This is a genomic window from Cognatilysobacter tabacisoli (assembly GCF_003586305.1).
GTDB classification, from domain to species: domain Bacteria; phylum Pseudomonadota; class Gammaproteobacteria; order Xanthomonadales; family Xanthomonadaceae; genus Cognatilysobacter_A; species Cognatilysobacter_A tabacisoli.
On the sequence record NZ_QXJI01000001.1, the window covers coordinates 896,902 to 920,943 of the forward strand.

24 protein-coding genes and 1 tRNA gene are annotated in these 24,042 nt (G+C 70.9%); 12 read left to right on the forward strand and 13 right to left on the reverse strand.

Annotation, left to right across the window (positions count from 1 at the left end):
- Nucleotides 1-39: 39 nt before the first annotated feature.
- The gene (locus D3A60_RS08620; protein ID WP_119718274.1) at nucleotides 40-684 is read right to left on the reverse strand and encodes a response regulator; all 645 of its coding nucleotides are present in this window, start codon (nucleotides 682-684) and stop codon (nucleotides 40-42) included.
- Nucleotides 685-824: 140 nt separating this feature from the next.
- Here D3A60_RS08620 and D3A60_RS08625 point away from each other — a divergent pair, with 140 nt between their 5' ends.
- On the forward strand, nucleotides 825-1,253 hold the full coding sequence (locus D3A60_RS08625) for a hypothetical protein (RefSeq protein WP_157981436.1): 429 nt from the start codon (nucleotides 825-827) through the stop codon (nucleotides 1,251-1,253).
- A gap of 35 nt (nucleotides 1,254-1,288) precedes the next feature.
- Here the strand turns inward: D3A60_RS08625 and D3A60_RS08630 are convergent.
- Nucleotides 1,289-1,378 (reverse strand) — tRNA-Ser (locus D3A60_RS08630).
- A gap of 35 nt (nucleotides 1,379-1,413) precedes the next feature.
- Entirely contained in the window at nucleotides 1,414-2,388 is a 975-nt protein-coding gene (locus tag D3A60_RS08635) for a LysR family transcriptional regulator (protein ID WP_119718276.1), read from the reverse strand.
- Between the two features lie 114 nt (nucleotides 2,389-2,502).
- Between D3A60_RS08635 and D3A60_RS08640 the strand changes: the two genes are divergently transcribed.
- Nucleotides 2,503-3,081, forward strand: a complete 579-nt coding sequence (locus D3A60_RS08640; protein ID WP_119718277.1) for an FMN-dependent NADH-azoreductase — start codon at nucleotides 2,503-2,505, stop codon at nucleotides 3,079-3,081.
- A gap of 132 nt (nucleotides 3,082-3,213) precedes the next feature.
- On the opposite strand, the gene serS is transcribed toward D3A60_RS08640, so the two are convergent.
- Nucleotides 3,214-4,494, reverse strand: coding sequence for a serine--tRNA ligase (serS, locus tag D3A60_RS08645; protein ID WP_119718278.1), 1,281 nt, complete (start codon nucleotides 4,492-4,494; stop codon nucleotides 3,214-3,216).
- 112 nt (nucleotides 4,495-4,606) lie between these two features.
- On the opposite strand from serS, the gene D3A60_RS08650 reads away from it, so the two are divergent.
- Nucleotides 4,607-5,263, forward strand: coding sequence for an energy transducer TonB (locus tag D3A60_RS08650; protein WP_119718279.1), 657 nt, complete (start codon nucleotides 4,607-4,609; stop codon nucleotides 5,261-5,263).
- Between the two features lie 34 nt (nucleotides 5,264-5,297).
- Here the strand turns inward: D3A60_RS08650 and aroA are convergent, their stop codons facing one another.
- The 4 genes from aroA to serC are packed head-to-tail and all read right to left on the reverse strand — an operon-like array spanning nucleotide 5,298 to nucleotide 10,079.
- Nucleotides 5,298-6,614: a 3-phosphoshikimate 1-carboxyvinyltransferase gene (gene aroA, locus D3A60_RS08655; RefSeq protein WP_119718280.1), complete on the reverse strand. Its 1,317-nt coding sequence runs from the start codon at nucleotides 6,612-6,614 to the stop codon at nucleotides 5,298-5,300.
- The gene (hisC, locus tag D3A60_RS08660) at nucleotides 6,611-7,750 is read right to left on the reverse strand and encodes a histidinol-phosphate transaminase (protein ID WP_157981437.1); all 1,140 of its coding nucleotides are present in this window, start codon (nucleotides 7,748-7,750) and stop codon (nucleotides 6,611-6,613) included. The genes aroA and hisC overlap by 4 nt, the downstream gene beginning before the upstream one ends.
- A gap of 26 nt (nucleotides 7,751-7,776) precedes the next feature.
- Nucleotides 7,777-8,937: a prephenate dehydratase gene (pheA, locus tag D3A60_RS08665; protein ID WP_407062778.1), complete on the reverse strand. Its 1,161-nt coding sequence runs from the start codon at nucleotides 8,935-8,937 to the stop codon at nucleotides 7,777-7,779.
- Nucleotides 8,938-8,993: 56 nt separating this feature from the next.
- Nucleotides 8,994-10,079: a 3-phosphoserine/phosphohydroxythreonine transaminase gene (gene serC, locus D3A60_RS08670; protein WP_119718283.1), complete on the reverse strand. Its 1,086-nt coding sequence runs from the start codon at nucleotides 10,077-10,079 to the stop codon at nucleotides 8,994-8,996.
- Between the two features lie 131 nt (nucleotides 10,080-10,210).
- Between serC and msrP the strand changes: the two genes are divergently transcribed.
- Both msrP and msrQ read left to right on the forward strand, forming a co-directional pair.
- The gene (gene msrP, locus D3A60_RS08675; RefSeq protein WP_119718284.1) at nucleotides 10,211-11,185 is read left to right on the forward strand and encodes a protein-methionine-sulfoxide reductase catalytic subunit MsrP; all 975 of its coding nucleotides are present in this window, start codon (nucleotides 10,211-10,213) and stop codon (nucleotides 11,183-11,185) included.
- Nucleotides 11,185-11,850: a protein-methionine-sulfoxide reductase heme-binding subunit MsrQ gene (msrQ, locus tag D3A60_RS08680; RefSeq protein ID WP_119718285.1), complete on the forward strand. Its 666-nt coding sequence runs from the start codon at nucleotides 11,185-11,187 to the stop codon at nucleotides 11,848-11,850. The genes msrP and msrQ overlap by 1 nt, the downstream gene beginning before the upstream one ends.
- Here the strand turns inward: msrQ and D3A60_RS08685 are convergent.
- Nucleotides 11,819-12,631: an FHA domain-containing protein gene (locus D3A60_RS08685; RefSeq protein ID WP_119718286.1), complete on the reverse strand. Its 813-nt coding sequence runs from the start codon at nucleotides 12,629-12,631 to the stop codon at nucleotides 11,819-11,821. The genes msrQ and D3A60_RS08685 overlap by 32 nt on opposite strands.
- Before the next feature lie 133 nt (nucleotides 12,632-12,764).
- Here D3A60_RS08685 and D3A60_RS08690 point away from each other — a divergent pair, with 133 nt between their 5' ends.
- Nucleotides 12,765-13,040, forward strand: coding sequence for a polyhydroxyalkanoic acid system family protein (locus D3A60_RS08690; protein WP_119718287.1), 276 nt, complete (start codon nucleotides 12,765-12,767; stop codon nucleotides 13,038-13,040).
- Between the two features lie 12 nt (nucleotides 13,041-13,052).
- Here the strand turns inward: D3A60_RS08690 and D3A60_RS08695 are convergent, their stop codons facing one another.
- Nucleotides 13,053-13,802 carry a DUF8198 family protein gene (locus D3A60_RS08695; RefSeq protein WP_119718288.1) on the reverse strand — a complete coding sequence of 250 codons (750 nt, stop codon included), beginning with the start codon at nucleotides 13,800-13,802 and terminating at the stop codon, nucleotides 13,053-13,055.
- Nucleotides 13,803-13,914: 112 nt separating this feature from the next.
- On the opposite strand from D3A60_RS08695, the gene D3A60_RS08700 reads away from it, so the two are divergent.
- The 3 genes from D3A60_RS08700 to D3A60_RS08710 all read left to right on the forward strand — a co-directional run bounded on the left by D3A60_RS08700 (nucleotide 13,915) and on the right by D3A60_RS08710 (nucleotide 17,019).
- Entirely contained in the window at nucleotides 13,915-15,180 is a 1,266-nt protein-coding gene (locus D3A60_RS08700; RefSeq protein WP_119718289.1) for a patatin-like phospholipase family protein, read from the forward strand.
- A 99-nt stretch (nucleotides 15,181-15,279) separates the two neighbouring features.
- Entirely contained in the window at nucleotides 15,280-15,858 is a 579-nt protein-coding gene (locus tag D3A60_RS08705; RefSeq protein ID WP_196778695.1) for a phasin family protein, read from the forward strand.
- A gap of 207 nt (nucleotides 15,859-16,065) precedes the next feature.
- The gene (locus D3A60_RS08710; protein WP_119718290.1) at nucleotides 16,066-17,019 is read left to right on the forward strand and encodes a restriction endonuclease; all 954 of its coding nucleotides are present in this window, start codon (nucleotides 16,066-16,068) and stop codon (nucleotides 17,017-17,019) included.
- 98 nt (nucleotides 17,020-17,117) lie between these two features.
- Here D3A60_RS08710 and D3A60_RS08715 read toward each other — a convergent pair whose 3' ends face one another.
- A complete protein-coding gene (locus D3A60_RS08715; RefSeq protein ID WP_119718291.1) occupies nucleotides 17,118-19,124 on the reverse strand; it encodes an SDR family oxidoreductase in 2,007 nt (668 codons plus the stop codon).
- A gap of 204 nt (nucleotides 19,125-19,328) precedes the next feature.
- Between D3A60_RS08715 and D3A60_RS08720 the strand changes: the two genes are divergently transcribed.
- The 3 genes from D3A60_RS08720 to D3A60_RS08735 all read left to right on the forward strand — a co-directional run bounded on the left by D3A60_RS08720 (nucleotide 19,329) and on the right by D3A60_RS08735 (nucleotide 21,600).
- Complete coding sequence (locus D3A60_RS08720) at nucleotides 19,329-19,586, forward strand: acyl-CoA-binding protein (protein ID WP_119718292.1); 258 nt, start codon at nucleotides 19,329-19,331, stop codon at nucleotides 19,584-19,586.
- A gap of 19 nt (nucleotides 19,587-19,605) precedes the next feature.
- Complete coding sequence (locus tag D3A60_RS08725) at nucleotides 19,606-20,232, forward strand: TetR/AcrR family transcriptional regulator (protein WP_119718293.1); 627 nt, start codon at nucleotides 19,606-19,608, stop codon at nucleotides 20,230-20,232.
- Nucleotides 20,233-20,745: 513 nt separating this feature from the next.
- Nucleotides 20,746-21,600, forward strand: coding sequence for a tetratricopeptide repeat protein (locus tag D3A60_RS08735; protein ID WP_119718295.1), 855 nt, complete (start codon nucleotides 20,746-20,748; stop codon nucleotides 21,598-21,600).
- Nucleotides 21,601-21,674: 74 nt separating this feature from the next.
- On the opposite strand, the gene D3A60_RS08740 is transcribed toward D3A60_RS08735, so the two are convergent.
- Both D3A60_RS08740 and tviB read right to left on the reverse strand, forming a co-directional pair.
- On the reverse strand, nucleotides 21,675-22,685 hold the full coding sequence (locus D3A60_RS08740; protein WP_119718296.1) for an NAD-dependent epimerase: 1,011 nt from the start codon (nucleotides 22,683-22,685) through the stop codon (nucleotides 21,675-21,677).
- Between the two features lie 21 nt (nucleotides 22,686-22,706).
- Entirely contained in the window at nucleotides 22,707-23,984 is a 1,278-nt protein-coding gene (tviB, locus tag D3A60_RS08745; RefSeq protein WP_119718297.1) for a Vi polysaccharide biosynthesis UDP-N-acetylglucosamine C-6 dehydrogenase TviB, read from the reverse strand.
- Nucleotides 23,985-24,042 lie beyond the last annotated feature (58 nt).

Below are 24,042 nucleotides of genomic sequence, written 5' to 3' on the forward strand. Positions count from 1 at the left end.
GGCCTTTCTGTTTCGCGGGGCGTGCGCGTCGGGCCCGACCTAGGCAGTGACCCCGAACTCGGCCACCCCGTACTGGTGCAGCAGCCGCGCCAGGGCGACCGTGTCGTCGATGCCGAGCTTGGCGAACAGCCGGCTCTTGTGGGTATTGACCGTCTTGACGCTGAGGCTCAGGCGCGCCGCGATGTCGACCTGACGCATCCCCTGCGCGAGCAGCAGTGCCGTTTCCATTTCGCGCGGCGAAAGTCCGTCGAACGGCGTCCCCGCGTCGAAGCGCGCGAGCGCCAGGTTCTGCGCGACACGGTTGCCGAGGAAGCGCTTGCCGAGCGCGGCCGACCGCACCGCACCGACCAGTTCGTCGGCGTCGCCGCCTTTGCCGACGTAGCCCGATGCGCCGGCGGCCAGCAGCCGCTTCGGCAGCGGGCCGTCCTCGAGCACGGACACGATCACCACGCGGGTGCCGCCCTGCCCCTTGAGGATGCGCTCGGTGATTTCGAGCCCGCTGACACCGGGCAGGTTCAGGTCGCACAGCACGACGTCGGGCTTGAGCCTACGGATCAGCGGCAGCGCGACCTCCCCCGAATCGGCCTCGCCGACGACGTCGATGTCGACCTCGTTCGACAGGATCATGCGCATGCCCGCGCGCACCAGCGCGTGGTCGTCCACGAGAAAAACGCGGATGGTCATCCCTGACTCCTGGTGTGGTGAAACTCCTGGCGCCGAGGCTAAGCGGCCCGGCGACCCACATGCAAGTCAACCGCCCCCAGGGGCCGATGTCCCCTCTCCGCGCCATGCTACCTTCGGCCCCGACAAGGGAGGGCGGCGACATGGACGACACGCACGGCGCGAAACGGGGATACCGGCTGTTCGTCGGGCTCGCAGTTGCGCCTATCGCGACGGCGTTGGCGGCGGTTTTCATCACCCCCCTCTTCGATGAGAGCCTCTCGCTAGGGGCGGCGCCGATCGTGTTTCTCGCCACCCTGCTGCTGGCGTACCCGATCGCGGTCGTGGTCGCCCTGCCCGCCTACATGGCGATGCAGGCGCTCGGTTGGCTGACGCTCGGCAGCGCGATGGCAGCTTCCACGATGGGCGGCCTCGTACTGGGGCTTGCGTTGGGAACGGGCGGCACGTTCTCCACCGACGACAGCTGGGCCCTGAGCCTCTACGGCGGCGCACTGGGGTGCGTCATGGGAGCAGCGTGGGCCGTCGCGGCGGGCATGCCACTGACGCTGGCGGCCGCGCGGCACGCTCGTTGAATGGGTATGTAGACGCCACCGCGAGGGAACAGCAGTGGCGGAGAGAGTGGGATTCGAACCCACGGAAGGTTTGACCCTTCGGCGGTTTTCAAGACCGCTGCCTTAAACCACTCGGCCATCTCTCCGTAGCGCGCGTGCGCATTCTGCCAGAGGCGCCGGCTCAGCGGCGCTTGGGCTTCTCCGACCCCGGCGGACACGGCGCGCCCTTGATCTCGCTGCAATGCAGCCGGGCGGACTCGACGAGCGACGGCGCCTTCTCTGCGAGGTAGTCGATGAACACGCGCACCGCCGGCAGCAGGCCGCGGCGCGAGGCGAACACCGCGTGGAAGATGCCCTGCGGCAGCCGCCACTCGGGCAGCACGACCTGGAGTTCGCCGCTGCGCACGGCCTCGGCGCAGACCGTCTCCGGCAGCAGGGTGATGCCGAGGCCTTGCTTGGCCAGCGCCATCAGCATCGGGAAGTCGAACGCCATTACGCGCGGCTTGAGCTCGACGCGGCTGACTTCGCCGTTCGGCCCGTGCAGTTCCCAGCGCTGGCGCGCCTCGTCCTCGCTGATGCTCAGCGTCACGTGGTCGGCGAGGTCGTCCGGCGAGCGCGGCGCGCCGCGCTTGCGCAGGTAGTCCGGGCTGGCGACCAGCAGCTCCTGCACCTGTCCGAAGCTGCGCATCACCAGGCTGCCGTCGTCGTCGAGCTTGGCGCGCACGCGCAGCGCGACGTCGATGCCTTCATTGATGATGTCGACGCGCCGGTTGCTGACGTGCATCTGCACGCGCACCTGCGGGTACTTGGCGAGAAACTCCGGCAGCAGCTTGGGCATCTGCTCCTGCGCGAGCGCGACCGGCACGCTGACGCGGATCACGCCGCGCGGCTCGGCACTCAGCCGGTCGACGACCTCGCGCGCGGCCTGCGCCTCGGCCAGCATCGACTGCGCGTGGCGGTACACGCTCTGGCCGACGTCGGTGACCGCGAATCGGCGCGTCGAGCGCTGCAGCAGGCGCACGCCGAGATCCGTCTCGAGCTGGCTGATGCGCCGGCTCAGGCGTGACTTCGGAATGCCCAGCGCGCGCTCGGCCGCGGCGAAGCCCGAGTGGTCCACCACCATCGCGAAGTAATAGAGGTCGTTGAGGTCGTGCACGGCGCGGGTTCCATATTCAGAACAGTTAGTGGCATTCCACCAGATTTATCCCATGGGCGCAACGACCTATGGTGGCTTCACCGCGGCACGGCCGCCTGCCCACGAGGCCACCCCATGAAGCTGCTGCATCTCGACGCCAGTGCGCTCGGCGCCAACTCAGTCACCCGCGAACTCACCGCTGCGATCGTCGCTCGCTGGCAGGACGAAGTGAAGGACCTGCAGGTCGAGTACCGCGACCTGGATGCGAATCCGGTCGCGCACCTGACCGGCGCCACGCTCGGCGCTTCCGACGCCGAGGCCGCTGCCGACGCCGCCAAGGTCATGGAGCAGTTCCTCGCCGCGGACGTCATCGTGATCGGCGCGCCGATGTACAACTTCTCGGTGCCGTCGACGCTGAAGGCATGGATCGACCGGATTGCCGTCGCCGGCAAGACCTTCCGCTACACCGAAGCCGGCCCGCAGGGGCTCGCCGGCGGCAAGCGCGTCATCGTCGCCAGCGGACGCGGCGGCCTGCACGCCGGCCAGCCGACCGATTTCGTCGAGCCGTACCTGCGCCAGGTGTTCGGCTTCCTCGGCATCAGCGAGGTGGAGTTCGTGCGTGCCGAAGGCGTCGCCTACTCGCCACAGCACCGGACCGACGCGATCGCCGCCGCGCGCGCTTCGATCCCGCGCCCGCTGGCGCGCGCGGCCTGATCCGACCGCAGCCCCGGCGTTACGGCCCGGCCCTCCCCTCCCGTCCGTAACGCCAACGGGCCCGCATTGCGGGCCCGTCTTTTTTTTTGGGGTCGTGAGGTCGGCCGATTGGCCGAGACCTGCCGCGCGTCGTCAGCCGATGCGTTCGACGCCGCCCATGTAGCCGCGCAGCGCCTCGGGCACGGTGATCGAGCCGTCGGCGTTCTGGTAGTTCTCCATCACCGCGATCATCGCCCGGCCGACCGCGACGCCGGATCCGTTCAGCGTGTGCACCAGCTCGGGCTTGCCGGTCGCCGGATTGCGCCAGCGCGCCTGCATGCGCCGCGCCTGGAACGCCTCGCAGTTCGAGCACGACGAAATCTCGCGGTACGTGCCCTGCGACGGCAGCCACACCTCGAGGTCGTAGGTCTTGGTCGCCGCGAAGCCCATGTCGCCCGTGCACAGCAGCATGCGCCGGTACGGCAGGCCGAGCTTCTCGAGCACTACCTCTGCGCAGCGGGTCATCCGCTCGTGCTCGTCGTACGACTCCTCGGGCCGCGCGATCGTCACCAGCTCGACCTTCTCGAATTGGTACTGGCGGATCATGCCGCGCACGTCGCGGCCGCCGCTGCCGGCCTCCGAGCGGAAGCACAGCGAGTGCGCGGTCATGCGCAGCGGCAGGCGCTCGGCGTCGAGGATGTCGTCGCGGACGATGTTGGTCAGCGAGATCTCCGACGTCGAGATCAGGTAGCGACGGTGCTCGCCCAGCTGGGTCGCAAACATGTCCTCTTCGAACTTCGGCAGCTGGCCCGTGCCGTACAGGCTGTCGGCATTGACGATCACCGGGACGTTGGTTTCCAGGTAGCCGTGCTCGCCGCTGTGCAGGTCGAGCATGAACTGCGCGAGCGCGCGGTGCAGCCGGGCCAGCGGGCCACGCAGCACGGTGAAGCGCGCGCCCGACAGCTTCGCGGCGGTGTCGCCGTCGAGCCAGCCGTCGCGGGCGCCGAGCTCGACGTGGTCCTTGACCGCGAAGTCGAACGTGCGCGGCGTGCCCCAGCGGTGCTGCTCGACGTTGTCGGCTTCATCCTTGCCGACGGGGACGGACGGATGCGGCAGGTTCGGCAGGCCCAGTGCCATCGCGTCGAGCTCGGCGCGGATCGACTCCAGCCGGGCCTCGCTCGCCTTCAGTTCGTCGCCGAACCCGGCCACCTCGGCCATCAGCGCGGCGACGTCCTCGCCCTTCGCCTTGGCCTGCCCGATCGCCTTCGAGCGGGTATTACGCAGGTTCTGCAGTTCCTGCGTGCGCACCTGGATCTGCTTGCGCTCGCGCTCGAGCGACTCCAGCGCGCCGGCATCGAGGTCGAAGCCGCGGGACGCGCGCAGGCGCGCGGCGAGGTCGACGGGGTCTTGGCGCAGCAGGGCCGGATCGAGCATGGGGACGGCATTCGGTGATCGGGTTGGCGATTATCGCAGCCTTGGCGGGCCAATTTCCGAAGCGTTAACGCGGGTTTGGGCACAGTCCCACGGTCCCCCGACCGTCCCGCCCATGTCCACGACCTCCCCCGCGCTGCCGCCCCGTCGATCGTTCAATGCCCGCGCGTGGCTGCCGCGCCGGCGCGCCCTGCTGTGGATCGCGCTGGCGGTGATCGCCGGCGCGCTGCTGTTCCTGTGGGCGCTGCCGTCGAAGCAGGAGCGTGACTTCTACCGCGCCGGCCCGGCGGCCCCGAACGCCGAATCACCGCGCTATGTGCCGCTGCCGGCGCCGATGGCCGGCGGGCGCCAGGACAGCGCCAGCGGCTTCGGCTCGACGCCGCGCGATGACGACGGGAAGGACGCGGCGGGCCGGCCCGAACTCGTCGAGACACGCCCGGAGATGCCGCCCCCGGAGGCCCGCCCCGCGCCGCCACCGGCGCCCGCCGCGGCCACGTCCCGCCCGACGCCGCTGGCGGGCAGCACGCCCGCGCCGCGCTATCCGCCGACGTCGCTGCGCCGCGGCGAGAGCGGCACGGTGCTGGTCGAAGCACGCGTCGACGCGAGCGGTGCGGTCAGCGCCGTCAGCGTCGCCAACGGCAGCGGCTCGCGGCTGCTGGACCGCGCCGCGATGGACGCGGTGCGTCGCTGGCACTTCGAACCGGCACGCTCGAACGGCCAGCCGGTCGACGCCACTGTGCGCGTGCCGATCCAGTTCTCGCCGAACCGCTGACCGGCTGAGGTCGCGACGCAACGCCGTCGCGACCTCAGCCGGTCTCTGCGAGGCCCATGCCGGCGGACCGCGCCAGCGCGACGAATCCGGGGAACGAGGTCGCCACGTTGGCCACGTCGCCGATGCGCACATCGCCGACCGCCCGCTGCGCGGCCACGGCCAGCGCCATCGCGATGCGGTGGTCGCCGTGGCTGTCGGCGGTCCCCGCCCGGATCGCCCCGCCCACGATGTCCGCGCCGTCGGGCGTCTCGTCGACGACGATGCCCAGCGCGCGCAGGCCGGCGGCCATCGTCGCGATCCGGTCGGACTCCTTGACCCGCAGCTCGGCCGCGCCGCGCACGACGGTGCGCCCGCGTGCGCACGCGGCGGCCGCGAACAGCGCCGGGAACTCGTCGATCATGTCCGGCACCAGCGCCTCGGGCACCTCGATGCCGTGCAGCGGCGCGTGGCGCACGACGAGGTCGGCCACCGGCTCGCCGCCCTGCTCGCCCGCGTTGGTTTCGGCGATGTCGGCACCCATCGCGCGCAGCGCGGCGAGCAGGCCGGTGCGCCGCGGGTTCATGCCGACGGCTTCGAGCGTCAGCTCCGAGCCGGGCACGACACTCGCTGCGACCAGGAAGAACGCCGCCGATGAGAAATCCGCCGGCACGTGCACGTCGGTGGCGCGCAGTACGTGGCCGCCGGACAGCGTGGCGACGCCGGGCGCGAACTCGATCGGCCAGCCGAACGCCACGAGCATCCGCTCGGTGTAGTCGCGGGTCGGGTGCGGTTCGCGCACGGTGGTCTCGCCGTCGGCGTACAGGCCGGCGAGCAGCACGGCCGACTTGACCTGCGCACTGGCCACCGGCGTTTCGTAGTCGATGCCGCGCAGCGATTGGCCGCCGCGGACACGCAGCGGCGGCAGCCCGCCGGGCGCGCTGTCGATGCGCGCGCCCATGCGCGCCAGCGGCTCGGTGACGCGGCGCATCGGCCGCTTCGACAGCGACGCGTCGCCCACGAGCGTGCTGTCGAACGCCTGCCCCGCCAGCACGCCGGCGAGCAGCCGCATGCCGGTGCCGGCGTTGCCGCAGTCGAGCGGGCCGGACGGCGCCCGCAGCCCGTGCAGGCCGACGCCGTGGACGATGCGTTCGCTCGGGCCGGGCGCGTCGATGCGCACGCCGAGCTGCTCGAACACCCGCGCCGTGGCGCGCGTGTCCTCGCCCTCGAGGAAGCCGGTGATGCGCGTGGTGCCCTCGGCCAGCGCGCCGAGCATGATCGCCCGGTGCGACACCGACTTGTCGCCCGGCACCCGCACGCGGCCGCGCAGCGGCGCGCCGGCGCGCGCGATCCAACCCGCTGTGCCGCCGCTCACGGCAGCACCTCGTCGAGCGCGGCCAGCAGCCGCGCGTTCTCGTCGCGGGTGCCGACGGTGATCCGCAGCCACTGCGGCAGGCCGTAGCCGCCCATCGGCCGCAGCACGATGCCGCGCTCGAGCAGCGCCGCCTCGATCCGTGCCGTTTGGGCGCCGAACTCGACCAATACGAAGTTCGTTTGCGACGGCAGCACCATCAGGCCGCGCGACTGCAGCGCTCCCGCCAGTGCGGCGCGCGATGCGGCATTGCGCGCGCACGTCCAGGCGAGGTGCGCGTCGTCCCCGATCGCCGCCTCGCACGCGGCCAGCGCCGGCCCATTGACGTTGAAGCTCTCGCGCACCCGCTCTATCACCGCGACCAGTCCCGGCGCCGCCACGAGATAGCCGACCCGAAGCCCGGCCAGTCCGTACGCCTTGCTGAAGGTGCGGGTGACGACCAGGTTGGCGTGCGTCGACAGCAAGGCGAGTGCGCTGCCGGCCGTGCCCTCGTCGGCCATTTCGGCGTAGGCCTCGTCAACCACGATGATCACCTGCGGCGGCACTTGCGCGAGGAACGCGGTCAGCTCCGCCGGCGTGAACCATGTCCCGGTCGGATTGTTCGGGTTGGCGAGGTACACCAGCGTCGTCGCCGGCGTGATCGCGCGCGCGATTGCGGCCAGGTCGTGGCCCAGCGGCATCGCCGCGTCGCGCGGCAGGGGCTCGACGACGACGGCGCGCGCGCCGGCGGCCTGGGTGGCCAGCGCGAACACGGCGAAGCCGTAGCGCGAGTAGACGACGTCGTCGCCGGGCCCGGCGAACACCTGCGCCAGCTGCATCAGCAGCTCATGTGAGCCGTTGCCGAGCAGCAGCTGTTCGACGCGCACCCCGTGGCGCGCCGCCAGCGCGTGCTTGAGCCCGGCACCGCGCGGGTCGGGGTAGCGATGCAGTGCGTCGAGCTCGCCCAGCATCGCTTCACGCGCCGCCGGCGACGGGCCGTACGGGTTCTCGTTGGATCCCAGTTCGACCAGCCTCGAGTCGCGGAACCGGGCCCGCAGCGTCACCAGGTCGTGGCCCGGGTCGTAGGCTTTCAAGGCCCGGATGCCGGCCTGCGCGCGCGACGCGAACCATGCCTCGTCGAAGGCCGGTTCGGATCCCAAGCGCGCACTGTCGGGTTGCGGCGGCATCACGCGATCGCCACCGGGTACGAGCCGAGCACCTTCACTTCCTCGACGAACGGCGCGACGCCGTCGAGCGCGCGGCGCATCGCCGGCTCGTCGACGTGGCCGCCGATGTCGACGAAGAACGCGTACTGCCAAAGGCCGGTGTGGCCCGGGCGGGATTCGATCCGGTTCATGCTCAGGCCCTGCTGCGCGAACGGCGCGAGCACGTTGAACAGCGCGCCGGGCTGGTCCTTGATGAAGATCAGCAGCGAGGTGCGGTCGTTGCCCGACGGCGGGAACAGTTCGCGCCCGAGCACCAGGAAGCGCGTGGTGTTGTCCGGCCGGTCCTCGATCGGACCGGCAATGCTCTTCAGCCCGTACACCGTCGCCGCGCTGGCGCCGGCGATGGCCGCCGCGTCATCGGCGTTGCGCGCGCGCCGGGCGGCCTCGGCGTTGCTCGCGACCGGGATCTTCTCGGCCTTCGGCAGGTACTGGCGCAGCCACGCCTTGCACTGCGCGAACGACTGCGGGTGCGAGTACACGCGCTCGATGTCCTCGATGCGGCCGCCGCGCGACAGCAGGTGCTGGTGCACGCGCAGCTCGACCTCGCCGCAGATCTTCAGCCCCGAGGTCAGGAACATGTCGAGCGTCGACTGGATCGTGCCCTGGGTCGAGTTCTCCACCGGCACGACGCCGAAGTCCGCGCTGCCGGCCTCGACCTCCTGGAATACCTCCTCGATGCTGGCCAGCGGCAGCCCGTGCACCGAATGGCCGAAGTGCTTGAACACGGCCTGCTGCGAATGCGTGCCCTCCGGCCCGAGGTAGCCGATCTTCAGCGGCTCCTGCTGGGCGAGGCACGCCGACATGATTTCGCGGAACACGCGCACAAGCACGTCGTCGCGCAGCGGGCCGTCGTTGCGGTCGACCACCCGGCGCAGCACCTGCGCCTCGCGCTCGGGGCGGTAGTAGTCGACGGCCGCGGCAAGCTTGCCCTTGGCCTTGCCGACCTGGTTGGCGAACTGGGCGCGCTCGGCGATCAGCTGCTGGATGTGGCGGTCGAGGCCGTCGATGCGGTCGCGCAGCGCGGCCAGGTCGGCCGGGGCGAGGTCGATCGCCGGCGGCGCCGCGTCCTTGACGGCAAGCGCGCGCTTGGCTTTCGGCCTTGCGCCCGCGGCATTCGCGATCGGCGTCTTGGAGCCCGCCCGGGCGGATTTCCTGCCCGACTTCGGCTTGACCGCCATCAGCCGTTCCTCTGCTGGAAGTCGCGCATGAACGCCGCCAGCGCTTCGACGCCGGCGACCGGCATCGCGTTGTAGATCGACGCGCGCATGCCGCCGAGCACCTTGTGGCCCTTGAGGCCGATCAGGCCGGCCTCGCGCGCCTCGGCCAGGAACGCGGCATTGAGCGCGTCGTCGTGCAGGAAGAACGGCACGTTCATCCGCGAGCGCGCGCCGACGGCGACCTCGTTCCGATAGAAGCCGCCGGAGCCGTCTATGAGGTCGTAGAGCAGCGCCGACTTGCGCGCGTTGCGGCGGGCGAACTCGTCGACGCCGCCCTCGGCCAGCATCCACTGGAAAACCAGCCCGGCCAGGTACCAGTTCCACGTCGGCGGGGTATTGAGCATCGAGTCGCCGCGCACGTGCGAGGCGTAATTCATGATGTCCGCGCGCGGCTGGCCGGCACGCTCGAGCAGGTCGCGGCGGACGATCACCACGCTGACGCCGACGGGACCGAGGTTCTTCTGCGCGCCGCCGTAGATCACCCCGAAGCGCGACACGTCCAGCGGCTCGGACGCGATCGATGAGCTGAAGTCCGACACCAGCGGCACGTCGCCGACATCGGGGATGTCGCGGAACTCGACCCCGTGGATCGTCTCGTTCGCGGTGTAGTGCACGTACGCGGCGTCCGCGGACAGCGTCCACCCGGCGCGCGCGGGAACGTCACGGAAGCCACCGGCTTCGCTGCTGGCCGCAATGCGCGCGTCGACGTACGGCGTGGCCTGGCGGATCGCGGTCTTGCCCCAGTGCCCGCTGATGACGAAGTCGACCGCCTGCCCCGGGGCGGCGAAGTTCAGCGCGATCAGCGCCTGCTGCAGGGTCGCCCCGCCCTGCAGGAACAGCACCGCGTGGCTGTCCGGGATCGCCATCAGCATGCGCAGGTCGGCCTCGGCCTGTCGCGCCACCTCCATGAACTCGGGGCCGCGATGGCTCAGCTCGACGATCGATGCGCCCGACCCGTGCCACTCGAGCATTTCGCCCTGCGCGTGCCGCAGCACCGACTCGGGCAGGGTCGCGGGGCCGGCACTGAAGTTGTAGGCGCGGGACATTGCAAACGCTCGCTGGGCGGGGCCTGCGAGTATGCCGCAGCGCAGCAGGACGTGAATCCTTCGTTACCCCCGTAACTTTTGCTGCACCGGACACGTACTACCTTGTGACCGTCCGGTCCGAGGAGCCCCCGATGTCCCTGCGCGACGCCCTGCGAATCCCCGCGTCCGTGATCACCGACGAAGCGGTGTACCGCGATCGCCGCCGGCTGCTGGCCGCCTTTGCGGCGGCGCCGGCGCTGGCCATGGCCGGCTGCGCGGAGGCCGAGCCACCGCCTCCGCCGCCTCGCGCGGTGATCGACCCCGCGCTCGCCCGCAAGGGCTACCGGACGACCGAAACGCTGACGCGCTTCGAGGACGCGACAACCTACAACAACTTCTACGAGTTCGGCACCGACAAGGGCGATCCGGCCCGCGCCGCGCGCACGCTACGGACGTCGCCGTGGACGGTCGCGGTCGGCGGCCACTGCGCCAAACCCGGCAAATTCGCCCTGACCGACCTGATCAAGGGCCTGACCCCGGAGGAGCGGGTCTACCGCCTGCGCTGCGTCGAAGGCTGGTCGATGGTGATCCCATGGATGGGCGTGCCGCTGGGCGACGTGCTCAAGCGCTTCGAGCCCACCTCGAAGGCCAAGTACGTCGCGTTCACCACGCTCGCCGACCCGGGCCAGATGCCCGGCATCGCCTACCGCTCGATCGACTGGCCGTACCGCGAGGGCCTGCGCATCGACGAGGCCATGCACCCGCTGTCTCTGCTGGCCACCGGCATGTATGGCAAGACCACCCTGCCGCAGCAGAACGGCGCGCCGCTGCGGCTGGTCGTGCCGTGGAAGTACGGGTTCAAGAGCATCAAGTCGATCATCGCGATCACCTTCGTCGAGAAGATGCCGGTGACCAGCTGGAATGACCTGCAGCCGAGCGAGTACGGGTTCTTCTCCAACGTGAACCCCGCGGTCGACCACCCGCGCTGGAGCCAGAAGACCGAGCGGCGCATCGCCGGCACGCAGAGCAAGCTGTTCGCCGACCGCATCCCGACGCGGCCGTTCAACGGCTACGGCGACCAGGTCGCGGGCCTCTACGCCGGCATGGACCTGAGGCGCTGGTTCTGATGGCGGCAGTGGCCGCGCGTCCGGCGCGACGGCGCACGCCGCGCGGCGTCATCGCCGGCAAGGCGCTGGTCCATGTGCTGGCGCTGACGCCAGCGGCGATCCTTGCCTGGCAGATCCGGCAGGAATGGCTGACCGGCAGCGGCGGACTCGGTGCGGACCCGGTGGCCGAGATCGAACACCGCCTCGGGCTTTGGGCGCTGCGCCTGCTGCTGGTTACGCTGGCCATCAGCCCGCTGCGGCAGATCACCGGCTGGACCGGCGCGCTGCGTTTCCGCCGGATGCTCGGCCTGTACGCGTTCGCGTACGCGACGCTGCACCTGTCGGCGTACCTCGTGCTCGACCTGCGCGGCTACTGGACCCAGATCTTCGAGGAAATCGCCAAGCGGCCGTACATCACCGTCGGCTTCCTCGCGTGGCTGCTGCTGATCCCGCTGGCGGCGACGTCGACCCAGGCCGCGATGCGCCGGCTCGGACGCCGCTGGGGCCAACTGCACCGGCTGATCTACCCGATCACGGTGCTGGCCGTACTGCACTTCTGGTGGCTGGTGAAGTCCGACGTCCGCGAGCCGGCGCTGTACGCGGGCATCCTCGCCGCGCTGCTGGGCTGGCGCGCGTGGAAACGCCTGCGCGGGGTCAGCGCACGCCGTACAGCAGCAGCAGGCTGAGCGCGCCCGACAGCAGCAGCGCGGCCAGCAGCAGCCACGGCATGCGCCGGGCCGACGCGCCCACCGACGCGACCGGCAGCGGCTCGTGTTCGCGCTCGTCGGCCGCCGCGCGCGCCTCGCCGACGCTGGCGGCGTGCCACGACGACACCGAAGGCGCTTCAACGACGAACCGGTGGTGCGCGTCGAACACGACCTGGTCGCCCGGCCGCAACAGCGCGTGGCGCACCCGCTGTCCGTTGACGACCGTGCCGTCGGCCGACCCGAGGTCGCGCAGCACCGCGCCGTCGGGGTGCGGCTCCAGCCGCGCGTGGCGATCGGCGAAAGCCGGTTCGTCGACGCGGATGTCGCATTCGGCGAGCCGACCGACCAGCCGAGGCTGGCCCAAGGTCACGCAGCGCCCGTGGTGCGAGCCGCCCACGCCGCGCAGCACCAGCCGCGGGTCAGCTTCCGCGAGCGGCGCGGGCCTGGGGGTCGTGGCCGGCGCCGGCAGCGGGTCGTCGCCGACCAGCAGCAGTTCGGTGCCTTCGATGAACACGCCGTCGCCGACGCGCAGCATCGCCATGCGACGCACCGGCCGGCCGTTGACGTAGACGCCGCGCGAGCCGGCGCCCAGCTGCATCCACACGCCACGGCGATCGACGCAGAACTGCGCGAGCGCCCCGTGCGCGCGCTCGCCGAACCCCGGCCGCCCGTCGCTGTCGCGGCCCATGGCGTGCACGCCCGGCGACAGGGCCAGGTCATCGTGTTCACGGTTCGGGAATCGGAGTCGGAGTCTTTGCACGCGTCGGGAATCTAGCACGGGCCCTGCGCGTTGCAGTCGCCTGTACAGCGCCGCGCGTCGCGCGTTGGCCCCTTTCGCACCGCGGCGCGCGACCGCAGAATGGCGCCTCCGAACGCACGCCGAAGGACCCTCCATGTCGCGCATCGACATCCGCCACGCGCACTCGCTCGCCCCGGCCAAGGCGCGCGCCGCCGTGCAGGAAGTGGCGGAGAAGCTCGCCGAGCGCTTCGGCGTCGACTACGCGTGGCACGGCGACACGCTGCAGTTCAACCGCAGCGGCGTCGACGGACAGATCGAGCTCGGCCCCAAGCAGTTGCAGGTCACCGCGCAGCTGGGCTTCCTGCTGTCGGCCCTGAAGGGACCGATCGAGGCCGAGATCCGCCGCGTGCTCGACGAGCGCTTCAGCTAGGCGCGACGCGCCTCAGCGCATCCGCCCGGCAAACGGGTCCGGGTGCCCGTCGAACAGGCGCTGCAGCACGGCCAGTTCGTCCTGCTCGATTTCGGCGATGAAGGTGTCAGCGTCGCCCAACTGGCCGAACGCATCGAAGCCGCGCTCGAGGAAGCCCTGCAGCTCGGCCAGGCCGGCCGCCTTCGCCGGGCCGCGCGACAGCTTCAGCAGCGTCGCCACCCCGGGCAGCCGCAGCGCGTGCCCTAGGCCGCGCCCTACCGCCGCGATCAGCGCGACCTGGTGCAGCCGCAGCGGCTGCTGGCCCACGTGCCGGTACGCCTGCGCGTACAGCGCGGCGTCCAGTGAACGCCGGCGCGGCGCGAGGTCCTGCAGCGCCTGCGCCATCTGCAGGTCGAACTCGTGGGTGACCACGCCCAGCTCGATCGCATCGCCGACCGTGTCGAGCAGCGCCGCCGGCAGCAGCGTCCGCATCATCGGCAGCACCCGCACGATGTCGGCGTCGCGGCGGCTGAAATCGCGGTCGTTGTAGACGTCGGTCAGGAAGAACTGCGCGGCCGGCCGGCGCCGCGGGTCCAGCAGGAACCGGTCGAAACTGGCCTCCAGCCTCCGGGCCTGCCAGCGGCGCAGCTCGGGCAGCCAGCGCAGGTGGTTGCGCGGCTCGCGGCGCGGGTCGTGCAGCAGCTGGTGACGCGCCAGCAGGCCCGCCAGGCGCTCGGGCGGGCGCGCGGCGACACGCTCGGGGCGGCGGGAAGGACCGGGCATCGACCGCGATGATCGGCGGCCGCCGCCGGCCCCGCAACCGCGCCCGCCGCGCAGTGCGGCGGCGTACGGCGCGTGGGCTACACTCGACCGTCCTGCTCGACCGTGGCCCGCAATGCTGTCACTCCACTCCGCCCGGCAACGGCCGCGCCATCCGTCCCCGTCGCCGGCGCGCATCGGCCTGGCGATCGCCGGCGGCGGCCCGATCGGCAGCATGTACGAGCTCGGCGCCCTGCGCGCGCTCGACGAGGCGCTCGACGGCCTCGACCTGACCCGGATGGACTGCTACGTCGGCGTCAGCAGCGGCGCGTTCCTCGCCGCCGGGCTGGCCAACCGCATGGACACCGCGGAGATGTGCCGCATCTTCATCACCGGCGACAGCGACGACGTGCGCTTCCGCCCGGAAACCTTCATGCGGCCGGCGGTGTTCGAGTACTGGCGCCGCGCGGCGGGCTTCCCGGCGCTGCTGATGGAAAGCTGGCGGCAGGTGCTGACGGCGCCGGGCCGCGTGCGCTGGCCGGACATGCTGCTGCGCTTCGGCGGGCTCGTGCCGACCGGGCTGTTCGACAACGGCGAAATCGAGCGCTTCCTGCGCGACGTCTTCACCCGACGCGGCCGCAGCAATGACTTCCGCGAGCTGTCGGCGCCGCTGTTCGTCATCGCTGTCGACCTCAACAGCGGCGAGGCGGTGCGGTTCGGCGGCGAGGGCTGGGACGACGTCACGATCTCCCAGGCCGTGCAGGCCAGTTCCGCGCTGCCCGGGCTGTACCCGCCGGTCGAGCTGCGCGGCCGCCAGTTCGTCGACGGCGCGCTGCGCCGGACGATGCACGCGTCGGTGGTGCTCGAGCGCGGCATCGACCTGCTGATCGGGATCAACCCGCTGGTGCCGTTCAACGCGCGCGGCACCGACGACGGCCAGCCGATGCAGGATACCGACCGGCGCCTGGCCGAGGGCGGACTGCCCGCGGTGCTGTCGCAGACCTTCCGCACAATGCTGCAGTCGCGCATGCAGGTCGGCCTGGCCAAGTACGCCCAGCAGTACCCCGACATCGACCAGCTGATCTTCGAGCCCAATGCCGAGGACGGCGAGCTGTTCTTCACCAACGCTTTCAGCTTCTCGACCCGGCGGCGCATCTGCGAGATCGCCTACCGCAACACGCTGGCCGACCTGCACCGCCGCCGCGAGACGCTCGCGCCAATCCTCGCCGCGCACGGGCTGGCACTGCGCGAGGACGTGATCGCCGATCGCGAGCGCTCGATCCTCGACCACCTTGCGCCGCGCCCGGCCGCGACCGAGACGACCGCGAAGCTGCGGCGCGCGCTCGGCGAGGTCGACCACCTCGTCGCGCAGCGGCGCCGCCGGCCGCGCGCCCGGCGCTGAGCCGGTAGCCGCGCGGTTCGCGCCGCGCGGTTGGTGTGAAAGCTCTAGCGCGCGGCTCGATGGTGCAGTTCAACCGCCACCCCGCTTCGGAGCCCGCACATGGCCACGTTCAAGAAGACCGCAAAGAAGTCCTCCGCCAAGTCGCGCGCCAAGCCGACGCCGCAGCAGCAGGCCGAGCAGTTCACCAAGACGATCAGCGAGTCCGCCCAGCAGGTGTGGCTGGCCGGCGTCGGCGCCTTCAGCCGCGCGCAGACCGAGGGCAACAAGCTGTTCGAGAACCTCGTCAAGGAGGGGCTCAACCTCGAGCAGACCGCGCGCAGGTTTGCCGGTGGCCAGGCCGAGGCGGTGCGTGGCGTCGTCGAATCGAAGGTCGACCAGGCCCGCGAGCGCGCGGTCGACACCTGGGACCGCCTCGAGAAGGTGTTCGAGGATCGCGTGCAGCGCGCCCTGGTCAAGCTCGGCGTGCCGGGCCGCGACGACCTGGCCGACCTCAGCCGGCAAGTGGACGCGTTGACCAAGGAGCTTCGCCGCCAGGGCGGCAACGCCGCCGCGCCGCGCGCGTCCGCCCCCAGGACCGCCGCGCGCAAGGCGCCTGCGGCGCGCAAGGCCGCCGCCCGCACCACCGCGACGGCGCCGGCCCGCAAGAAGGCAAGCCGGGCGAAGTCGCCCACCGCATAACCCCACCGCTCCACCGGCGACGCCGAATGTGCGTCGCCGCACCGCCAAGCCCGCCAGCCAGACCTCCGTATGCTCCCCTCCCCTTACGGTTCGCGGCTGGCGGGCTTTCTTTTTGCGTTGCAGGCTGCGTCACGTTCATCCACGCGGGGGCCGTGGGGCCCTGCCGTATAGTGGCGCCCGACCCACGGTACGGAATGCCCGCACGCCATGCCCCCCGGCTCCACGCTGTTCACTGCCCTGCTGATCACCGCCGCCATCGGCGCCGTCCTGACCGTGCTGCTGCTGCGCGTCAGGCGTCCGCGACTGGAAACCGAGGCGGGCATCCGCACGCTCGCCGCAATGCGCTGGCGCGAATTCTCGAACCTGGTGATCGAGGCGCTGCATGCGCAGGGCTACGAGTCCGAACCGGTCGAGGAGAGTGCCGAACGTGGCCAGCAGGCCGACCTGGTCCTGCGCCGCGGCGGCGAGAACTGGCTGCTGTCGTGCAAGCAGGGCGCGCACTACCGGGTCACCCCGGAAGTGGTCGCCGAAGTGGCCGACGCCGTGCGTTTCAACGGCGCGGCGGGCGGCGTGATCGCCACGCCCGGCACGATCGATCCGAAGGCGCGCGCCGCCAAGCTCGGCATCGAACTGATCGACGGCGCCACGCTGTGGCCGCTGGTGCGCCCGCTGCTGTCGGAGGGCGTGCGCGAGGAACTCGCGAACGAGGCGCGCCAGCAGACCAGCCGCGGGCTCGTCGCCGGATGGGTGCTGGCCTTGGCGATGGGACTGGTCGGGGCATGGCTGCTGCGAGACGGCGCGCCGGCCGACGCGACGCCCGGCGCCGCGTCCGCGCCGGCCGCCACGACGTCGACTCCAGCCACGCCGACAGTCTCGCCGCCGGTCGATCCGACGCCGGTGGCGCCGGCGCCGATCGGCGAGGACGAACAGCGCGCCGAGGTCATCCGCACGATCGGCGACCTGCCCGGCATCGACAAGGCCGTGTGGTCGACGCGCTCGACGCTGCTGGTCTATCTCGACAGCGACGACGGCAGCGATCGGCTGCGCGAGATCTGCGCCGTGCTCGAGCGCTACGAGACACTGCGTGCGTCGAGGCTGCAGCTGCAGCCCCCGGCCGGCAGCGAGCGCGCCGTGCGGTTCCTGCAGTGCCGCGTGTTCTGATCACCGGACGTCGCGAACCGCTCCAACGAAAACGGCGGCCTCGGCCGCCGTTTCCGTTCCAGTTCCCGCTGGTGTTCCGATCTTCGCCGCCGTCGCCCCTACCAGTGCACGCCGCGCATCAGCGAGGCGAACGCGATCTGCTCGTTGCTGGGCTCGACCTCGCCGCGCAGCGCCTTCTTGTCGCCCTTGGCCGCCGCCGAATCCGGGAACAGCTCGAACGCGGTGTTCATCACCACCTCGTAGGCCTTCGGTGCGACCGCGTTGATCAGCGCGGCGAAGATGCCCAGCCGCGTGGCGATGCGGCTGGGCTTCTCGATGATCGCCTTGACCAGCAAGTCGGCGGCCTCGTCCGGCGTCAGCGTCGGCACGCTGTCGTACATCTTGGTCGGCGCGATCATCGGCGTCTTCACCAGCGGCATGTTGATCGTCGTGAAGCTGATGCCCTTGCCGGACAGCTCGCCCTGCGCGCAGCGGCTGAAGGCGTCCAGCGCCGCCTTCGATGCGACGTAAGCGGAGAAGCGCGGCGAATTGGCCAGCACGCCGATCGAGCTGATGTTGATGATGTGGCCGCGCCGGCGCTCGGTCATCTTCGGCAGGAAGCCCATGATCAGGCGCAGGCTGCCGAAGTAGTTCAGCTGCATGGTCCGTTCGAAGTCATGGAAGCGGTCGTACGACAGCTCGATCGAGCGCCGGATCGAGCGGCCGGCATTGTTGACCAGCACGTCGACCTGGCCGTGCTCCTTCAGCACCGTCGCCACCAGCCGGTCGCAGTCGGCCATGTCGGCCAGGTCGGCGGTGTACGCGAACACCTTGCCGCCTGCGGCCTTCATGGCGTCGCGGGCCTTGAACAGCTCCTCTTCCCCGCGGGCGACGATGATCGTGATCGCGCCGGCTTCGGCGACCCGCTGCGCGGTCGACAGGCCGATGCCGGACGAGCCGCCGGTGATCAGCACCACCTTGCCGCGGACCTTGCCCTTGAGCGTGCGGTCGACGAACAGGTCCGGGTCGAGGTGCCGCTCCCAGTAGTCCCACAGCCGCCACGCGTAGCTCTCCAGCGGTGGCACCTTGATGCCGCTGCCCTTCAGCGCGCGCTCGGCCTCGCGGTTGTCGAACCGCGTCGGGTAGGTGATGAACTTCAGCACCTCCTTGGGAATCTGGAAGTCGCGCAGCAGCATCCCGATGAAGCGCCGCACCGGCGGCAGGTTGCCGACCGCCATGCGCACGCCGCTGGGCACGAACGCGAACATGCGCGCGTCGATGCGCATCGTCATCTCCGGCGCGTGGCCGGCGCGGGCAAACGTGTTGAGGACCTCGCCGACGCGCATCGGCTCGGGGTCGGTCAGGTGAAAGGTGTGGCCGTCGAGCTTCGGCTTGTGCGCGATGTGGTCCATCGCGTCGACGACGAAGTCGACCGGCACCACGTTGATCCGCCCGCCCTCGATGCCGAGCGTCGGCATCCAAGGCGGCAGCATTTCGCGCAGCTTCTTGAGGAAGGTGAAGAAGTAGTACGGCCCATCGATCTTGTCCATCTCGCCGGTCTGCGAGTGGCCGACGACCATGCCGGGACGGTAGATCCGCCACTTGAGGCGTTTCTCGGCGCGCACCAGGCCTTCGGAATCGTGCTTGGTGCGCAGGTACGGATCGTCGAGGCCCTCGGCCTCCTCGAACATGTCCTCGCGGAACACGCCGGGATACAGGCCGGCGGCGGCGATCGAGCTGGTGTGGTGGAACACGGGGCCGGCGCCGGTGGCGCCCTTGATCGCCACAGCGAGGTCGAGCGCATTGCGCGTGCCGTCGATGTTGGCCTTGCGCTGCGACTCGGCGCTCGCGGTCAGGTCGTAGATCGCGGCGAGGTGGAAGAAGTGCTTGACCTTGCCGGTGAGCGCGCGTAGCTGCGCGGCGCTGACGCCGCACTTCGGCGCGGTCATGTCGCCTTCGACCACCACCACGCGCTTCATGTCCCAGCCCATCTTCCTGCCGATCGCCTCGAGCTTCTTGCGCGAGTCCTTCCGTACCAGCACGTGGACCGTGCCCTTGCGCTTGAGCAGGTTGCTGACGAGGAACCGACCGAGGAAACCGGTCGCTCCGGTGACGAAGTAGCTCATTGCCACGCTCCCTTGGGAAGGCGAAAGGACGGCGGTCCATGCGGGCGCGTGTGGACCGGCCGACGCAGCATAGCCAGCGCCACGGACACTGCCTAGCGAGCGCGCGGGCGTGGGCGTCGCGCGAGCGAGCGGGCGCCGGCCAGCGCGCGTTGACCGTCCCGGGGGCGCGTGATATCACCAGCGCACGCCGCACGGAGCCGACCCATGTCCGATCTGAAGACCCAATTCGAGCAAGCCGCACAGGACATCCAGTCGCTCTCCGAGCGTCCCGACAACGACACGCTGCTGCGGCTCTATGCGCTCTACAAGCAGGGAGCCGAGGGCGACGTCAGCGGGCCGAAGCCGGGCTTCTTCGACTTCGTCGGCACGGCCAAGTACGAGGCCTGGTCGAAGCTGAAAGGCACCGCACAGGACGCGGCGATGACCCAGTACATCGCGCTGGTCAAGAAGCTGCGCGGCTGATGCACCCGACGTCCTGACCGTGGCGAGGCAGACCCGCCAGCGCATCCTCGACACGAGCCTGGCGATGTTCAACGCCCAGGGCGAGCCGAACGTCACCACGAACCACATCGCCGACGAGCTGGAGATCAGCCCGGGCAACCTGTACTACCACTTCCGCAACAAGGACGACATCATCGAGCAGCTGTTCTCGCGCTTCGAGGAGCGCATGGACAGCGCGCTCGCCGCGCCGCAGGGCCGGCTGCCGGGGCTGGAGGACATCTGGCTGCAGCTGCACCTGGTGTTCGAGAGCATCTGGGACTACCGCTTCCTGTATCGCGACCTGGTCGAGATCCTCAGCCGCAACCGGCGGCTGCGGCTGCGGTTCGCGCGCATCCTCAAGCGCGCCGACGAGCAGGCCCACGAGGTCATGCGCGGGCTGTCGCAGGCCGGCGTCATGCGCGCCTCCAAGGACGAACTGGCGGCGACGGCGACCAACGTGCTGGTGATCGCCACGTTCTGGCTGAACTACGCGTCGGCCCGCGGCGACAAGGACGAGCACGCGGCGATCCGCGACGGCATCGTGCAGGTGATGATGCTGGTGGCGCCGTTCCTGCGCGACGCAGAGCGCGTGCACCTCAACACACTGGTGCGCGCCTACCTCGACTGACACGGCGTGCCGCTGGCGCTACGCGCCCCGTCGCGGCCCAGTCCGGACCGCCCGACCGCGGCGGCGCACCGGCGGGGGCAGCGCGGGCCGCGCGCTCGTTTCGGCACCGGCGCGATTCCCCGCCCCCTGCTTCGGCCGCAGCAGCGTGGCCGCACGAAGCGCCCACGTGGCGCGAGCCAACTGCAGTGCGTCGCGCACCCGCTGCGGCGTGGACTGCAGGCGAGCGCCCGCCTGATTCGCGCCGGCGGCGCCACGCGCGGCCAGCCCGAGTCCCGCCAGCCACAGGTGCCGGGCCGTGGTCTCGCGGCTGCTCAGCCGCTTGGGTCGCGCCGGGCGCTGGACCGGGGCCATCGCAGTCTCCGAGGGGTGCGCCGAGCGGCGCGGGATGCGAGCAATCTGGCCGCGCCGCATGGAGCAATCACACTATGGCGCAGACCGCGGCACAAGGCTTGCCTCGCCCGAGCGGCGGCGGGATGCTGGCGGTCTCCTACTTCTCCATTCCGAGGACCGTCGATGGCCGCGAAATCCGCCTGGGCCCCGTTTCCGCACGACGCCAAGGCCTACGCCTACGCCGGCGACGCCCTCAAGAAGGCATGGCCGAAGCTGCATGCCGGCGACCAGGAACCGTACCCGGACGCCAAGCGCGCCGCCGCGCTGATCGCCGCTGCCGGGAAGTCCGCACCGAAGGGACTGGACGCCGAGGCGCTCGCCACGGCCCTGCAGGACGCATGGCGCGCCTTCCATCGCGGCGATTTCCGTGCGGCGTTCGAAGCCGGCGAGGCGCTCGGCCCGGTCGGCGCATCGGTCGCGGTCAAGGCCTTGGGCATCCACGCCAGCTACCTCGTCGACGACGACGCCGAGAAGCTCAAGCGCTTCGAACGCGCCGCCCACCTGGCCGAGGCCGCGGTCAAGGCGCTGCCCGACGAGGCCAACGCGCACTACCGCCACGCATTCGCGCTGGGCCGCTACAGCCAGGGCCTGAGCATCGCCAAGGCGCTTAAGGCCGGCATCGCCGGCAAGGTCCGTGCGGCGCTCGACGCGACCCTGGAGCGCGCGCCCAAGCACGCCGAGGCCCACACCGCCATGGCGCTGTACCACGCGGAGATCATCGGGAAGGTCGGCGCGATGATCGGTGGGCTCACCTACGGCGCCAAGGCCGCGGAAGCCGACAGGCACATCAGGGCGGCGCTGAAGCTGACCCCCGACTCGCCGATCGCGCACATCGAACACGGCAACGTGCTGATGCTGCTGCACGGCGACAAGCAGGAGGACGCCGCCGCCGCGGCCTACGAGAAGGCCGGCAAGCTCAAGCCGCTCGACGCCATGGAGGCGCTCGACGCGGCCTACGCGCGCTCGCAGATCGAGTAGCCCGGGCGCGAGGGCGGCGTTCTCGACGCGACGCGCCGCGCGCCGTGGCGGTCCTCCCGACCCGCCCTGCCCGCTCAGGCGCCGTAGTAGTCGCGGTACCAGCGGACGAAGTTGGCGACGCCCTCTTCGACGTCGACCACCGGCCGGTAGCCGACCGCGGCCACCAGGCCGGAGACGTCGGCCTCGGTGTCGGGCACGTCGCCGGCCTGCAGCGGCAGCATCTCCATCGTCGCCTTGCGTCCCAGGCACTGCTCGAGCACCTCGATGTAGCGCAGCAGCTCGACAGGATGCTCGTTGCCGATGTTGTAGATGCGGTACGGCGCCACGCCGCTGCTGGCCGGGTCCGGCGCGTCGCCGCGCCACGCGGGGTCGACGCCGGGCACGGTGTCGAGGGTGCGGATCACGCCTTCGACGATGTCGTCGACGTAGGTGAAGCTGCGCTTGTGGCGACCGTGGTTGAACACCCGGATCGGCTGGCCGTCGAGGATCGCCTTGGTGAACAGGAACAGCGCCATGTCCGGCCGCCCCCACGGGCCGTAGACGGTGAAGAACCGCAGGCCGGTGCTCGGGATGCCGTAGAGGTGGGCGTAGCTGTGCGCCATGGCCTCGTTGGCCTTCTTGGTCGCCGCGTACAGCGTCAGCGGATGGTCGGTGCCCTGGTGCTCGGAGAACGGCATCGCCGTGTCGGCGCCGTAGACCGAACTGGTCGACGCGAACACGAGGTGCTCGACGCCGTGGTGGCGGCAGCCCTCGAGCACGTGCAGGAAGCCGGTGACGTTGCTGGCCACGTAGACGTGCGGGTTCTGCGCGGCGTAGCGCACGCCCGCCTGCGCGGCCAGGTGCACCACGCGCTGCGGCCGATGCTCGGCGAACACCGCCTCGACCGCGGCGCGATCGGCGAGATCGGCCGTGACGTGGGTGTAGCCGGGGTGGTCGGCGAACCGCGCCAGCCGCGCCTGCTTCAGCGTCACGTCGTAGTAGTCGTTGAGGCTGTCGAAGCCGACCACCTCGTCGCCGCGCGCCAGCAGGCGCAGCGCGACGTGGGAGCCGATGAAGCCGGCGGTGCCGGTAACGAGGATCTTCACTGGGGGGGGGCGTCCGGGGTCCTAGAGGCGGCCGTCGACGGCGTCGCGCGGCAGCACGTACTTGACGTCGTACACGACCGATTCGGGCTTGCCGAGCGCGCGGATGCCATCGGCGCCCAGCGCGCGGAATTCGTCGTGGCCGACCGCGATGATGACGGCATCGTACGCGCCCGCCTCGAGGCTGGGAATCGTCGACAGACCGTACTCGTGGTGCGCCTCGGCGGCGTCGACCCAGGGGTCGTGCACGTCGACGACGGCGTTGTAGCCGCGCAGCGCCTCGACGATGTCGATCACGCGCGTGTTGCGCAGGTCCGGGCAGTTCTCCTTGAACGCCAGCCCGAGCAGCAGCACGCGCGCGCCGACCGGGTTGATCGACTTGCGCACCATCAGCTTGACGACCTGCTCGGCGACGTACGCGCCCATTCCGTCGTTGGTGCGGCGCCCGGCGAGGATCACGTCCGGGTGGTGGCCGACCTGCTGCGCCTTGTGGGTCAGGTAGTACGGGTCGACGCTGATGCAGTGCCCGCCGACCAGGCCCGGACGGAACGGCAGGAAGTTCCACTTGGTGCCGGCGGCCTGCAGCACCTCGAGCGTGTCGATGCCGAGCTTGTTGAACAGGATCGCCAGGTCGTTCACCAGGGCGATGTTGAGGTCGCGCTGGGTGTTCTCGATCACCTTCGCCGCCTCGGCCACCTTGATGCAGCTGGCCTTGTGGGTGCCGGCGGTGATGATCGAACCGTACAGCGCGTCGACGCGGTCGGCGACCTCCGGCGTCGAGCCCGACGTGACCTTGAGGATGTTGGTGACGCGGTGCGCCTTGTCGCCGGGATTGATCCGCTCGGGGCTGTAACCGGCGAAGAAGTCCTCGTTGAACCTCAGTCCGGAGGCCTTCTCGAGGATCGGCACGCACACTTCCTCGGTGCAGCCGGGGTAGACGGTGGACTCGTAGATCACCGTGTCACCGTGCGCGATCACCTTGCCCAGCGCCTCGCTGGCCTTGATCAGCGGCGTCAGGTCGGGGCGCTTGGCCGCGTCGATCGGCGTCGGCACCGTGACGATGTAGACGTTGCAGCCGCGGACGTCCTCGAGCTGCGCGGTGAAGGTCAGCCGGGTGGCCGCGGCGAGCTCGTCGGCGTCGACCTCGAGCGTGCTGTCGCGGCCGGCGCGCAGTTCATCGACGCGGGCCTGGTTGATGTCGAAGCCGACGGTGTCGTAGCGCTTGCCGAACTCGACCGCCAGCGGCAGGCCGACGTAGCCGAGGCCGACGATGGCGATGCGCACGTTGTCCAAAGACTGCATCTCTTGCTCCAGGGTGGTGTGCAGGGCCGTGCCGCCGGAGGGCGACGCGGCGACGTTT